Here is a 14,540-nt window from a genome sequence, read left to right as displayed (position 1 = left end):
TATTTATCTAATGTCTCAAAAAAAAACCGCTATCGTAGTTATTACGATAACAGTTTTTCTATCTATTATGAAACAAAAGTTTTATTTCAAGCCGAAAGCTTCTTTTACTTTATCTACATAATCCAGTTTTTCCCATGTAAAAAGCTCAACATCACAAATAGTAGGTTTCGGGTTGTAGCGGGAAGAGAAAGTCTTTGTTACCATCTCCGGCTTACGCCCCATATGTCCGTAAGAAGCTGTTTCAAAGTAAATCGGGTTACGTAACTTCAAACGTTCTTCAATTGCTTTTGGACGCATATCAAACAAATCCCATACTTTTGCAGCAATCTCACCATCTGTCATTTTCACATTGGCACGGCCAAATGTATTTACAAAAATATTCATAGGCTTTGCAACACCAATAGCGTACGAAACCTGTACCAGCATTTCGTCTGCTACGCCGGCTGCAACCATATTCTTTGCAATATGGCGAGCTGCATAAGCAGCTGAACGGTCAACTTTCGAAGGGTCTTTGCCTGAGAAAGCTCCACCGCCATGAGCCCCTTTGCCTCCATACGTATCAACGATAATCTTACGCCCGGTTAAGCCCGTATCACCATGAGGACCACCTATAACAAACTTTCCAGTGGGATTAACATGATAAATGATTTTATCATTGAACAATGCCTGAACATGATCCGGGTATTGAGCCTTTACGCGCGGAATAAGAATATTCTTTACGTCTGTAGCTATTTTTTTCTGCATAGCAGCATCAGCTTCTTCCTGCGTAATACCTTTGGGAGCTACAAATTCATCATGTTGTGTAGAAACAACGACCGTATCAATACGTAACGGCTTGCCGTTATCGTCATATTCTATCGTAACCTGACTTTTAGCATCCGGACGAAGATAGGGCATCAGATCCGGTTCATTCTTACGAATAGATGCCAATTCCCATAATAGACTGTGGGAAAGGTCTAATGCAAGAGGCATATAATTTTCAGTTTCATTTGTAGCATAGCCGAACATCATACCTTGATCTCCCGCTCCCTGATTATAAGGGTCTTCACGTTCTACACCACGGTTAATATCGCCACTCTGTTCGTGAATAGCAGAAAACACACCGCATGATTTGGCCTCAAACTGGTATTCACTTTTTGTGTAACCAATCTTTTCAATTACGCTACGCGCTACTTCCTGCACATCTACATATGCAGTTGATTTAACTTCTCCAGCCAAGACAACCTGCCCAGTTGTAACAAGGGTTTCGCAAGCAACTTTAGAATTTTTGTCATAAGCCAAAAACTCATCCAGCAAAGCATCCGAAATTTGATCGGCTACTTTATCGGGGTGTCCTTCAGACACCGACTCGGAGGTAAATAAATAACTCATTACTTAAATGATTAATTATGTGTTTATTCAGTAATGAATTGACGATTGGGGAAGTCTGTTTGCCGAACGGCTTAGAAAAGAAGTTTGTTTTTTAGCATTTTTTCTTGTGGTTGCAAGCAATACAAATCTATCCACGTCAATTCGGGTACAAAGATATATAAAACTTGCAAAAGCAAAAAACTTTGCCCCTTATTATTAAAATTATTCTTTGGTAAGATAATAATGATCTACTAAAGCACCGGTAATTTCTTGTTTTTCACTATCCAAACGAAGTAGTTTAGACTCTCCTATTCTATAGTATTGATCGGCGTCGCCTTCTATTTTAAGCGTAAGTAAATTTTTATCTATCGTATAAGTCCCCTTATCATCAAATACACCGTCTTTACGATCAATATACACAGAATGCATTGTGAAAGTTTTATCTTTATTCAATGTCAAGGTTATTTCAATACCCGGTCCGTCAGCAGCAGGGAAAGTTCCTTTATATACGCCATCCACATCCAACGAATTTTCAGCGTTGTGTATATCCACAACAGCTTCCGTCTTCTTTATTTCCTCTTTATCCTTATTTGTCTTGGTATTGTTTCCGCAAGCAGTCACTGCCAGCAAGAAACATGAGCATAATAAAACAGCAATTTTTTTCATACTTATTTTCATTAAACATTATATATATCGTTAGAACAATAAATATATAAGCATTTGTTTCGGCATTGCTGAATTATTTATATCATCCTTTCTTCTTTCGTTGGTTTTTTAAAGCTTTCTTATATTTATATTCCGCCTTCTTCTTGGCAGAATCAGAGCCATGTGTTCCTTTCAGGAAATCAGAAAACTTAATTTTTTTTTCGCCTTTAAAAGCTTCTTGTTTCGCTTTCTTAAAAACAATACCATCTGTCAATATCTTATCTACGCTCATACTTCTTAATTAACGGGTAAATATTCTTTCTTTATAAACCGGCAAGTTCGGCTATTGTTTTATGGAAGACCGGATGAACCACATCCGGTGCAATCTCCATCAATGGTGTCATTACAAACGGGCGCTTATGCATCAACGGATGTGGAATCGTAAGACGGGGTGTCTGCATTACTAAATCATCATACATTAATATATCAATATCTATAATGCGATCGTGATATGCTCCATTACTTTTTTCAATGCGCCCCATCTCTATTTCAATTAAGCGGGTCGCATCCAACAATTCCAACGGAGAACAGGTAGTCTGTAATTCCGCCGCAGCATTCAGAAACGTATTTTCGGATTCAAACCCCCACGGTTCCGTCTCATACATATCAGAAAGGGCAAGAATATCTCCCACCCTTTCAGCTAACAACGCAGCGGCTGTTATCAAATGTCTTCGCTTATTACCAATATTTGTACCTAAACTAAGGTAAGCTACAGCCATTTCTTCTTTTTTACAGAATTAACATCGCATCACCATAGGCACCAAAACGATATTGTTCTTTCAATGCCACTTCATAAGCATCCATTATTAACTCGTAACCACCAAAAGAAGCGGCCATCATCAGTAATGTAGACAATGGCATATGGAAATTCGTCACCATACTGGTAGCAACACTAAAGTCGTAAGGTGGGAAAATAAATTTATTTGTCCAACCTTCAAATTCCTTCAAATGTCCATCGGTACTTACTGCTGTTTCAATTGCACGCATAACAGATGTTCCTACGGCACAAATCTGACGTCCTGCATCTTTTGCTATATTAACGGTTTTGACTACATCCGCATTCACAACCATCTGTTCAGAATCCATTTTATGCTTAGTAAGGTCTTCTACATCTATCTCGCGAAAATTACCTAAACCGGAATGTAATGTCAGAAAGGCAAAACGGCAATCTTTTATTTCCAGACGCTTCATCAATTCACGACTAAAATGCAAGCCCGCAGCCGGAGCTACAACTGCACCTTCTTCCGTTGCAAAAATATTCTGATAACGATTTTCATCTTCGGACTCTACTTCACGATCAATATACTTAGGCAATGGCGTTTCCCCCAAAGCATAAAGTGCCTTTTTAAATTCATCATGGTTGCCGTCATACAAAAAACGAAGTGTACGTCCGCGTGAAGTTGTATTATCAATAACTTCTGCGACCATAGAATCGTCTTCACCAAAATATAACTTATTACCAATACGTATCTTACGGGCCGGATCAACCAAAACATCCCACAAACGCAATTCTTCATTCAATTCACGTAACAAGAATACTTCAATACGAGCTCCTGTTTTTTCTTTATTTCCATATAAACGAGCCGGAAAGACTTTCGTATTATTAAAGATAAACACATCTTTTTCACCAAAGTACTCCATGATATCCTTGAACGTACGATGCTCAATTTTTCCGGTCTTTCTATCAATGACCATCAATCTTGATTCATCTCTGTTCTTTGTCGGATGCAACGCGATTTGTTCCGACGGCAAATTAAATTTGAATTTCGACAGCTTCATAATGCTACTCTATTTATTTTCTTTTATTTCCTCCATTACATTCTTCTCCAGAAAATCGTCGATATCCTCCGGAGACATACACATATCCAAAGTTACATTACCAATCCTGGTTCGTTCCAAAGCGATCAAATGTGCACCTGAATGTAATGCAACACCTATATCACGGGCAAGTGCACGTATATAAGTTCCTTTACTACATACCACACGAATCTTTATTACAGGAAGATCATATTCAAGCAATTCCATTTCGTCTATTACCAATGTCTTTGCTTTCAACTCAACATCCTCTCCTTTTCGGGCCAATTCGTAAGCCCGTTTTCCTTCCACTTTACAAGCGGAAAAGACCGGTGGAATTTGTTGTATTGTCCCAACAAACGATTGCAAAACCTTTTCCACCATTTCTTTTGTAATATGTTCAGTCGGATAAATTCCGTCTATTTCTTTCTCCAGATCAAAAGAAGGCGTTGTTTCCCCCAGTTTAAGGGTAGCAACATATTCTTTCGTCTGATATTGTAACTCATCAATCCGTTTGGTGGCCCTTCCCGTACATACAATCATGACCCCTGTCGCCAAGGGATCTAATGTACCGGCATGCCCCACCTTTATCTTTTTCACTTTCAGCTTACGCGATAATTTATAGCGAAACTTATTTACTAAATCGAAAGAGGTCCACGTTAGTGGTTTATTAAAATAAAGAACTTCCCCTGCAATAAAATCCATTAAACAAGTGAATATATTATTGTAAATACCCCAGCTATAACACAATAGTATGCAAAATAGATCAACTTTCCTTTCTTCACCAAATTAATCATCCATTTGCAAGCAATCGTACCCGAAACAAAAGCGGCCAAGAAACCTGTAATTAAAGCGATAGCAGAAATACCAGATTCTTCAGGAGAAAAACCTCCTTTCATCAAGTCCAAAAAGGCTTCACCTAAAATCGGTATAATTACCATAAGGAAAGAAAACTTAGCCACTTGTTCCTTCTTATCCCCTAATAAAAGTCCTGTAGCAATCGTTGAGCCGGAACGGGATAAACCAGGTAATACGGCACAAGCCTGCGCAATACCGATAATAAACGCATCTTTAAAAGAAATCTCTTCTTTCTGACGCGGTTTAGCATAATATGAAAATGCCAGTAATGCTGCTGTAACTAACAACATACAGCCAACAACCAACAGCCCACTACCAAAAATCGCTTCAACATAATCCTTAAAAAAGACTCCTACGATTCCAACCGGAATCATAGATAACAATATCTTACAAACAATCTTTGTCCCCTCATTCCATTTAAAACTAAAAAAAGCTTTAAACAAAAAAGAGACTTCGCTCCACAACACTACAATTGTACTTAATACGGTAGCAGCATGTACGGCCACAGCAAATGTGAGATTTTCTTCACCACTCACTCCAAACAAAGCACTTCCAATTGCCAGATGGCCACTACTACTAACCGGCAAGAATTCGGTAAGTCCCTGAACTATGCCTAAGATCAACGCCTCAAACCAACTCATTCTCCGACTTCTTTACTTTTACTCTTTCTCAGGATTCCCAAAATCATAATCATAAATCCCAACACCGTAATTACCGGAGCAACCACAATACGGCGAGTACTGAATATTTCAGGATTAAAAGACACTCCATCTACGGATTTACCTCCGCTCATCAACATAAATCCTACAACAATAAAAACGATTGCAACACCAATCAATATAAAATTCTCTTTTCCGAAAGCAAAATCTCTTTTAGCCATCTTTCTATGTTTAGTTAAATATAATACAACTTATCAACACCCATTCTCAGATATTTATTCACGGCAAATATGGTAGCTATAATAGACAATAAAACGCCTAGTATCAATACAATCGCATAAACAAATAACAATGATCGTATATCCAATATCTGAATAAAACCACTTAACTCTCTTTGTAAATAATATAACGCACCAGTTAACATTAATATTGCTAATATAGAAGCTAAAATGCCACTAACAACATTATATTTTATAAAAGGACGACGAATAAAACCGGATGTCGCGCCAACCAGCTTCATTGTATGAATCAAAAAACGTTTAGAGTAAATCAATAAACGGATCGTATTACTTATAAGGACAAATGAAATAGACATCAAAATCACGGCTAGCACTAACAAAATAACACCTACCCGCTTTATATTATTATGTACCATTTCCATCATATCTTTACGGTAAAGCAAGTCGGATACAGATGTATAGGTCTTTATTTTTCTTTCTATCAGCTTGAGGCTGTCCGGATTCGCATAGTCTGAATGTAATTTCACCTCTATAGAAGCCTGCAACGGATTAAAACCCAAAAAGGTTTCCGGATTCTCTCCTAATTCTTCTTCCAGTTCCTTTGCAGCTTGTTCCTTCGATATATATTCTGTTGATTTAATAAAAGGTAACGCATCCAGACTTTTCTGCATGCGTTTTATATCCGCTTCTTTCTGGCTATCTTTCAATATGATTGAGAATGAAATATTTTCCTTTACGTAAACCGACAGCTTATTACCCAATAAACCCATTAAAAAAATCAATCCCAACAAGAAAAGTACCAATGCGATACTGACTACAGAAGTAAGACGAGAATTAAAGAAAGATATAGTACTAACTTTTTTATTTTCAGCCATCAGACGCGTTCTTATTTGAGTTAAATAAATTGGGGAGATATGTAAAGACAACACATCCCCCAATTTTTTTGCAAAAGAACAAATAAATTACGAATAAACCTGCACATTGAATTTCTTTAACATCCTAATGCATTTTCAAAATCATCTCGATGATTTTGAAAAAAGATCCCGATGATTTGAACAATACGCAATCATTCCTCTACAGGTTCTCCAAATAACGTAGCGGATGAAGCTCCCGTCACTTTTACTTTAATAAACTGTCCGACACGATAATTCTTTTTATCAAAGATTACCACTTTGTTTTGGCTTGTACGGCCGAAAAGTTGTTCTCGCGAGCGCTTAGAAAAGCCTTCAATCAAAACCTCAAATACTTTGCCGATATCACGCTGGTTACTTTCTTCCGATAATTTATTTTGCAAATCAATCATTCCTTGCAAACGACGAACTTTTTCGTTTTCAGGAATATCATCCGCAAGATGCTTTGCGGCATACGTTCCCGGACGTTCGGAATATTTAAACAGAAATGCACTATCATAACCAACCTCACGCATTAAAGATAATGTATCTTGATAGTCTTCTTCCGTTTCGGAATGAAAGCCACAGAACAGATCGGTAGAAATAGCACAATCCGGCACAATCCTACGGATCGCGGCAATTCTATTCAGATACCATTCGCGGGTATATTTACGGTTCATTACATTCAACATGCGGGAACTGCCTGACTGGGCAGGCAAATGGATATATTTACATATATTATCATGTTCGGCAATTACCCGGAGTGTATCGTCACTCATATCCTTCGGATGGGAAGTTACAAAACGAATACGCATTTCCGGAGCAGCCAGTGCAACACGCTCTAACAAGACCGGAAATGTAATCTCCTCACCATCCTTTTCAAACCGATAAGAATTTACATTTTGTCCCAATAAGACCACCTCCTTAAAGCCTTTTTTCCTCATGTCATCTATCTCATTCAAGATACTCTCCACGTCCCGGCTTCTTTCACGTCCACGAGTATAAGGTACTATACAATAAGAACAAAAGTTATTACAACCACGCATTATAGAAACAAAACCCGAAATATGTACTCCTCCTCCCAATTTCAAAGGAATTACATCTTTATAAGTCTCCTGCGTTGACAATTCAACATTTATTGCCTTTTCACCATGTTCTACAGCTCCCACCAGATTAGGCAAGTCCATATACGAATCCGGTCCAACCACTAAATCCACATGGTGGACATTCAATAAATCCTCTTTTACGCGTTCAGCCATACAACCAAGAACACCTACAATAAGAGATTTTTTCTTTCGTTTGAGTGACTGAAAATACTGAAGACGTCCATAAACCCTCTGTTCGGCATTATCGCGTACAGAGCAAGTATTTACAAAAATGGCATCTGCATCCTCTATATTTTCCGTCAGAGCATAACCATCCATTTGCATAATAGACGCCACAACTTCACTGTCTGCCACATTCATCTGGCAACCATAAGTTTCAATAAACAGTCTCTTTTCTTCTTTCATGGCTACAGATTTTAAGTCCGCGCCATCTTCTTGTTTAACCATCTTAATTACTAAATAAAATTTAAATATTCATTTTCTTTAAAAATAATCATTCAAATGCTTGTTTTTTCCAAATACCTGGTTTACATTTGCAATTGAAAAACGTAAATTTTTTCATAGTTAAGGTTTTGGTTAAATTGAATAAGGGTGGCTGCGAAGTTACCCTTATTTACTTTTATCCCTATCGGTTGTTTCACATTTCAATAATTCTTCATACTTTTGGAGTACAAAAATAATCAAAGTTATGGATAACCTGAATGATTGGTTGTATATTGTTTTTTTAATCATTGCCGGTGTTAGTGGTTTACTGGGTTCCGGTAAAAAGAAAAAACAATCCAAACAAATCCTTGGACAACCAGGCAACGGCACTCCCTCGAATAACAAGCCTGCTACAGATAAAGGATTTTGGGATATTTTGCAGGAAGTTCAAGAAGAAAAGCCTAAGCAACCTAGAGTTGTAATCAAACAAAAGGAACAAAAGAAAGAAAAAACATATACACAACAAACCCGGGTTTCTACTCCTAAATCTTCATCACCTTTCCTATCCGGAGAAAAGGTATCGACATCAGTTACAAAGAATCCTATCTCAGAGCGTATATTAGCGGAAGAAGAAGAAAGCGGATTTATGCCCGAAACATTCAATGAAATGGCTGAACTAAGAAAAGCCATCATTTATACGGAGATTCTTAACCGTAAATATTAAATACATCGTATTTTATATGTAAGTTTGCGCCCGATTATTGAACAACAAAATTTACTACAAAAAATAAAAACTAATTTAACATGGCTTTAAAATTTATCACTGCTGAAGAAGCTGCAGCATTCGTTCATCATAATGATAACGTAGGCTTTAGCGGTTTTACTCCTGCGGGTTGTCCGAAAGCCGTTCCGGGAGCTATTGCTAAAAAAGCGGAAGAAGAACATGCGAAAGGCAATCCGTTTCAAATCGGAATGTTTACCGGAGCCTCTACAGGTGACAAACTCGATGGAGAACTGGCTCGCGCAAATGCAATTAAATTCCGTACCCCTTACCAATCAAACAAAGATTTGCGTGCGGCTCTTAATGCTCACCAGGCTCAGTATTTTGACATGCATTTGTCTGAATTGGCCCAAGATTTACGTTACGGATTCTTAGGTAAGATTGATGTAGCCATCGTTGAGGCTGCCGATGTTACAGAAGACGGAGAGATTGTTCCTACTTCCGGTGTAGGTATTTTACCTACTATCTGCCGTATGGCAGACCGTATCATCATTGAGTTGAACAGCCGCCATCCGAAAGAAATACGCGGAATGCACGACATTTATGAGCCGGCAGATCCCCCTTACCGTCGTGAAATACCTATTTATACTCCTTCGGACCGTATCGGTAACGATTGTGTAAAGGTTGACCCGGCAAAGATTGTAGGTATCGTTAAAACAGATGAACCTAACGAAGGTAAACCTTTTGCTCCACTGGACGATGTAACATTGGCTATCGGTAAAAACGTGGCAGATTTCCTTGTTAGCGAAATACGTGCAGGTCGTTTACCGAAAGAATTTGTTCCATTACAGAGTGGAGTAGGAAATGTAGCTAACGCCGTATTAGGTTGTATGGGTGAAAACAAAGAAATCCCTGCATTTAATGTATATACGGAAGTTATTCAAGATGCCGTTATTTCTTTAATGAAGCAAGGACGCGTTAATTTCGCCAGCGGTTGCTCTTTATCCGTTAGTAACGAAGTCATTCGTGAGATTTACGGCAACCTCGATTTCTTCAAAGACAAAATATTGCTTCGCCCGCAAGAAATATCAAACAATCCGGAAGTAGCCCGTCGTTTAGGTTTGATTGCTATTAATACAGCTTTGGAAGCTGACATTTTTGGTAATATCAATTCTACCCACGTGTTAGGGACCAAGATGATGAATGGTATTGGCGGTTCGGGAGATTTTACCCGTTCGGCAATGCTATCTATTTTCACAACCCCATCCACTGCAAAAGAAGGAAAGATCAGTGCATTCGTTCCAATGGTATCTCATTTAGACCACAGCGAACATTCCGTTAAGATTATCATTACAGAATACGGAGTTGCCGACTTACGCGGCAAATCGCCTGTTCAGCGTGCCCGCTGCATTATTGAGAATTGTGTTCATCCAGACTATAAGCCACTGTTGGAAGAATATCTGGCAATGGGCATTAAAGGACACACTCCACAGAACCTGAAATGCTGTTTCGCTTTCCATGAAGAATTAGCAGCAAGCGGTGATATGCACAACGTAGATTGGAGCAAATACAATAAATAAGAAATAACTATTTCATATTCGGGAATTGGAGCAACGCTTACTTTTTAAGCTGTTGCTCCAATTTCTTTTTACCCGTAACCCGAATGTAATACTCCTGAAACATATCTTTCAAATCGGTTTAACACCGTCTTAACACTCTTATCGTTCCTTTGCCGCAGACTAATCTAAGTAAGAACGTGAGAAAGTTTATAGAAAAGCTAGTAGAAGGAGGTTTACTGATAAGCGGTAGTGTAAGTAGTCTTGCTATCCTGTTAATCATCATCTTTTTATTTAAGGAAGCCGGAGGATTATTCAACAGTCCTGCCGTAGAAGAAGGCTATGTGCTTGCTCTCAACAAAGAGAATCCGGTAAAACACCTGTCTCCGGAAAAGATCATGGACATATTCGATGCGGAGATAACCAATTGGGAAGAATTAGGCGGTCCGGACGAAGATATTCTCGTATTCCGCTTTTCCGACCTTACCAACTATTACACAGAAGAAGAATTGGGAGACGAATTTCAATACGTCCCCGACAAAATAAGCGAACTCGTAACCAAAGAACCCGGAATCATCGCTTTCTTTCCCCAACAATACCTGGCAAAGGACTTTCAGGGGAACATTATCTCCGGAGACAAAATAACTCCGGCCGACTTCTTTTGCGGCACAGAATGGTATCCCACTTCTACGCCGGCTCCTATTTTCGGGCTGGTACCCCTTCTGTTGGGGACACTTCTGGTTAGTATAGGCGCTATTGTTATAGCACTGCCATTCGGGCTGGCAGTAGCCATTTATCTGGCAGAGATTGCAAATATAAAAACGCGCGGCCTCTTGAAGCCCATTATAGAATTGCTAGCCGGAATACCTTCCGTAGTTTATGGATTCTTCGGGCTGGTAGTCATCGTCCCGCTCATCCAGAAAGTAATGAATCTGCCTGTTGGCGAGACAGCCTTTGCCGGCAGTATAGTCCTTGCCATCATGGCCCTGCCTACAATCATCACCGTAGCCGAAGATGCTATGCGAAACACTCCGCAGGCAATGAAAGAAGCCAGCCTGGCATTGGGAGCTACCCAGTGGCAGACGATTTATAAAGTAATTATACCCTACTCCATATCAGGCATAACATCGGCAATCGTGCTGGGTATAGGACGCGCCATCGGCGAAACAATGGCCGTATTGATGGTTACGGGAAATGCCGCTATCATCCCCACGTCCTTCTTTGAGCCGGTACGTACCATACCCGCCACTATCGCTGCCGAACTGGGAGAAGCGCCCGCCGGAGGTGCACATTATGAAGCACTCTTCCTGCTGGGGGCTGTTTTATTTATCATCACGCTGGTGTTGAACTTCTCGGTAGAATATATATCCTCCAAACGTAAAATGTAAGATAAAGACATGACACCTATTCAGCATTTAGGAAACGTAGACCGCAAGAAACGGACCTCTCAGAAAGTAGCCTTTGGCACTTTCACCTTACTGAGCTACACTGTCGTAGCCATACTATTCGTCATACTGGGTTTCATTATCATAAAAGGCGCGAAAGCAATCAGTTGGGAGTTCCTGACAACTGCACCGGAAGAGGGCATGACTTCCGGCGGTATCTTTCCCGCTATCGTAGGGACGCTCTATCTCGTAATAGGAAGCAGTCTTATCAGCTTCCCTATCGGCATCATGAGCGGCATATACATGAACGAATATGCAACGAACGGAAAAGTTATCCGCTTCGTCCGCATCATGACAAACAATCTGAGCGGCGTACCCTCTGTAGTGTTCGGACTGTTCGGTATGGCATTGTTTGTAAATGCACTGGGATGGGGCGACTCCATCATAGCCGGCTCGTTTACGCTGGCGCTGATGTCTCTGCCGCTCATCATCCGCACCACCGAAGAGGCATTGAAGAGCATCGACGATTCCTTCCGTCACGGAAGCCTTGCCTTAGGAGCTACCAAGTTGCAAACCATCCGCAGGGTGGTACTCCCTATGGCCTTTCCCAATATCATCACCGGATTAATCCTGTCTATCGGACGCGTATCCGGCGAAACAGCCCCTATCCTGTTCACGGTAGCCGCCTACTTCTTGCCTCACCTGCCCAAAAGCATATTCGACCAGTGCATGGCCCTGCCTTACCACTTATACGTAATATCGACCAGCGGAACGGACATAGAGGCTTCACGGGGAACAGCTTACGGCACAGCATTAGTTCTTATCGCCATCATCCTGGTGGTTAACTTACTAGCCAACGCGCTGCGAAACTATTTTGCTCGCTTTGCTCGCTGGTAGTTAGTAGATAGTAGTTGGTAGATAGTAGACAGAGCTGTTACCTACCAACTACTATCTACCAACTACTAACGAGTGAAACGAGTGATAACTACTTGCCTACTTAACTACTAACGAGCAAAGCGAGTGATAACTACTAACTACTATCTACTAACTACTATAAATATGATAAAAATTGATACTCAAAGCGTAGACTTTTACTACGGCGACTTCCACGCATTGAAAAACATATCCATGCAGATAGAAGCCAACACGTCCGTAGCCTTCATCGGTCCGTCGGGATGCGGAAAGTCCACCTACCTGCGCCTGTTCAACCGGATGAACGACCTTATCCCCGGCACGCGCCTCACCGGAAGCATCTGCATTGACGGGCGAAACATTTACGACAAAGGAGAGAAGGTAGACCAACTGCGCAAAAACGTAGGCATGGTATTCCAAAAGCCCAATCCCTTTCCTAAAAGCATCTACGAAAACGTAGCTTACGGGCTTCGGGTAAACGGCGTCAAGGATGAGTCGTACATTGAGGAAACCGTGGTAAAGACCATCAAGCAGGTAGCCCTGTGGGACGAAGTGAAAGAGAAGCTGCGCGAATCGGCCTTTGCCCTCTCCGGCGGACAGCAGCAGCGGTTATGTATCGCACGGGCGCTTGCCATCTCGCCTTCCATCCTTCTTATGGACGAGCCTACCTCGGCTCTGGACCCTATATCAACCGGCAAGATAGAAGACCTGATACACGAATTGAAGATGCAATATACCATCGTAATAGTAACCCACAACATGCAGCAGGCTGCACGTGTAAGCGACAAGACCGGCTACTTCTACCTGGGTGAGCTTATCGAGTACGACAATACGCGCAAGATATTCACCAATCCGGAGAAAGAAAGTACACAGAACTACATCACCGGCCGCTTCGGATAGGAGAAAAGCAAGTAGTTAAGTAGTTAAAGTAGTTAAGTAGTCAAGTAGAAATAGCATACCCCACTACTAACTACTAACTACTTGCCTACTTAACTACTAACGAGCAAAGCGAGTGATAACTACTATCTACTAACTACTAACTACTAATAATTCCACAAACATGAAAGTTATAGAACAAGAAATAGCAACGTTAAAGAACAGCGTAAGCGAAATGTGGTCGCTCGTGCATCAGCAGATATACAATGCAGGAGAAGCCATGCTGACCGGAGACAAAGAACTGGCCTATAAAGTAATCAACCGCGAACGCCGCGTAAATGCCTTCGAGCTGAAGATAGACAGCGACTGCGAAGACATCATCGCCCTGTACGCTCCCGTAGCCATAGACCTGCGCTTCGTGCTGGCCATGTATAAGATAAACACGAACCTGGAACGTCTGGGCGACTTTGCCGAAAGCATAGCCCGCTTTACCTGCAACCTGCCGGACAAAGAGCCCATCGACCCGCAGCTTATTAAAGAAACACACGTGGAAGAAATGCTCGAAGAGCTGCTCAGCATGATCTCCCTGGCACAGGAAGCCTTCGATAAAGAGAGTTCCGAAATCGCATCACGCATCTTCATTAAAGACAACCTGATAGACGAGATCAACCACAGTTCTACCGCTATCATCGCACATTATATAGAGAAGCATCCCGAAAGCGCGCTGGCCGGACTGTATATGGCCGGCATCATCCGCAAGATGGAACGCTTTGGCGACCACTGCACCAACATTGCCGAAGAACTTATCTTCTATCTGGAGGCTAAAGTAATGAAACACATGGACAAAACTGAAAAAGAGGCGAACCATTAACGCCTTCCCCGCACAGCGCCGCCAAGCGCAATACTCTTGCGCCTATAACCGCAACGCTCTTGAGGTGTACGCCGCAAAGGGATTGCGCCTATAGGCGCAAAGCTCTTACTGTTATAACGGTAATGTTCGTACCGCGTACACGGTATAGACGTTACCGAAAAGCGGATACTTTTTGTACCTTTGCCGCGCAAATAC

At 41.1% G+C, this 14,540-nt stretch carries 16 protein-coding genes; 6 read left to right on the top strand and 10 right to left on the bottom strand.

What is annotated here, in order from left to right; genetic code table 11:
• Positions 1-81: 81 nt before the first annotated feature.
• The 10 genes from metK to miaB all read right to left on the bottom strand — a co-directional run bounded on the left by metK (position 82) and on the right by miaB (position 8,048).
• Positions 82-1,371: a methionine adenosyltransferase gene (gene metK, locus C1721_RS08120; protein ID WP_102407912.1), complete on the bottom strand. Its 1,290-nt coding sequence runs from the start codon at positions 1,369-1,371 to the stop codon at positions 82-84.
• 201 nt (positions 1,372-1,572) lie between these two features.
• A complete protein-coding gene (locus C1721_RS08115; RefSeq protein WP_102409337.1) occupies positions 1,573-2,016 on the bottom strand; it encodes a copper resistance protein NlpE in 444 nt (147 codons plus the stop codon).
• An 82-nt stretch (positions 2,017-2,098) separates the two neighbouring features.
• Positions 2,099-2,287 carry a hypothetical protein gene (locus C1721_RS08110; protein WP_102407911.1) on the bottom strand — a complete coding sequence of 63 codons (189 nt, stop codon included), beginning with the start codon at positions 2,285-2,287 and terminating at the stop codon, positions 2,099-2,101.
• Positions 2,288-2,318: 31 nt separating this feature from the next.
• On the bottom strand, positions 2,319-2,774 hold the full coding sequence (gene folK, locus C1721_RS08105; RefSeq protein WP_102407910.1) for a 2-amino-4-hydroxy-6-hydroxymethyldihydropteridine diphosphokinase: 456 nt from the start codon (positions 2,772-2,774) through the stop codon (positions 2,319-2,321).
• Between the two features lie 10 nt (positions 2,775-2,784).
• The gene (queA, locus tag C1721_RS08100; protein ID WP_102407909.1) at positions 2,785-3,834 is read right to left on the bottom strand and encodes a tRNA preQ1(34) S-adenosylmethionine ribosyltransferase-isomerase QueA; all 1,050 of its coding nucleotides are present in this window, start codon (positions 3,832-3,834) and stop codon (positions 2,785-2,787) included.
• Positions 3,835-3,843: 9 nt separating this feature from the next.
• Positions 3,844-4,554 carry a tRNA pseudouridine(55) synthase TruB gene (gene truB / locus C1721_RS08095; protein ID WP_102407908.1) on the bottom strand — a complete coding sequence of 237 codons (711 nt, stop codon included), beginning with the start codon at positions 4,552-4,554 and terminating at the stop codon, positions 3,844-3,846.
• Positions 4,554-5,348: an undecaprenyl-diphosphate phosphatase gene (locus C1721_RS08090; protein ID WP_102407907.1), complete on the bottom strand. Its 795-nt coding sequence runs from the start codon at positions 5,346-5,348 to the stop codon at positions 4,554-4,556. The genes truB and C1721_RS08090 overlap by 1 nt, the downstream gene beginning before the upstream one ends.
• Entirely contained in the window at positions 5,345-5,587 is a 243-nt protein-coding gene (locus C1721_RS08085; RefSeq protein WP_102407906.1) for a DUF3098 domain-containing protein, read from the bottom strand. Before C1721_RS08085 ends, C1721_RS08090 begins: the two co-directional genes overlap by 4 nt.
• 14 nt (positions 5,588-5,601) lie before the next feature.
• Entirely contained in the window at positions 5,602-6,480 is an 879-nt protein-coding gene (locus tag C1721_RS08080) for a cell division protein FtsX (protein WP_102407905.1), read from the bottom strand.
• 191 nt (positions 6,481-6,671) lie between these two features.
• A complete protein-coding gene (gene miaB, locus C1721_RS08075) occupies positions 6,672-8,048 on the bottom strand; it encodes a tRNA (N6-isopentenyl adenosine(37)-C2)-methylthiotransferase MiaB (RefSeq protein ID WP_102407904.1) in 1,377 nt (458 codons plus the stop codon).
• Between the two features lie 241 nt (positions 8,049-8,289).
• Between miaB and C1721_RS08070 the strand changes: the two genes are divergently transcribed.
• The 6 genes from C1721_RS08070 to phoU all read left to right on the top strand — a co-directional run bounded on the left by C1721_RS08070 (position 8,290) and on the right by phoU (position 14,345).
• The gene (locus C1721_RS08070) at positions 8,290-8,748 is read left to right on the top strand and encodes a hypothetical protein (RefSeq protein ID WP_102407903.1); all 459 of its coding nucleotides are present in this window, start codon (positions 8,290-8,292) and stop codon (positions 8,746-8,748) included.
• Between the two features lie 80 nt (positions 8,749-8,828).
• A complete protein-coding gene (locus tag C1721_RS08065; protein WP_102407902.1) occupies positions 8,829-10,325 on the top strand; it encodes a butyryl-CoA:acetate CoA transferase in 1,497 nt (498 codons plus the stop codon).
• A 176-nt stretch (positions 10,326-10,501) separates the two neighbouring features.
• A complete protein-coding gene (gene pstC / locus C1721_RS08060; protein WP_102407901.1) occupies positions 10,502-11,689 on the top strand; it encodes a phosphate ABC transporter permease subunit PstC in 1,188 nt (395 codons plus the stop codon).
• Positions 11,690-11,698: 9 nt separating this feature from the next.
• Positions 11,699-12,583: a phosphate ABC transporter permease PstA gene (gene pstA, locus C1721_RS08055; protein ID WP_102407900.1), complete on the top strand. Its 885-nt coding sequence runs from the start codon at positions 11,699-11,701 to the stop codon at positions 12,581-12,583.
• 162 nt (positions 12,584-12,745) lie between these two features.
• Complete coding sequence (gene pstB, locus C1721_RS08050) at positions 12,746-13,498, top strand: phosphate ABC transporter ATP-binding protein PstB (RefSeq protein WP_102407899.1); 753 nt, start codon at positions 12,746-12,748, stop codon at positions 13,496-13,498.
• Positions 13,499-13,658: 160 nt separating this feature from the next.
• Positions 13,659-14,345: a phosphate signaling complex protein PhoU gene (gene phoU / locus C1721_RS08045; RefSeq protein WP_102407898.1), complete on the top strand. Its 687-nt coding sequence runs from the start codon at positions 13,659-13,661 to the stop codon at positions 14,343-14,345.
• Positions 14,346-14,540 lie beyond the last annotated feature (195 nt).

The organism is Parabacteroides bouchesdurhonensis (assembly GCF_900186615.1).
Taxonomy (GTDB): domain Bacteria; phylum Bacteroidota; class Bacteroidia; order Bacteroidales; family Tannerellaceae; genus Parabacteroides; species Parabacteroides bouchesdurhonensis.
This window is presented reverse-complemented; position numbering and strand designations above follow the sequence as displayed.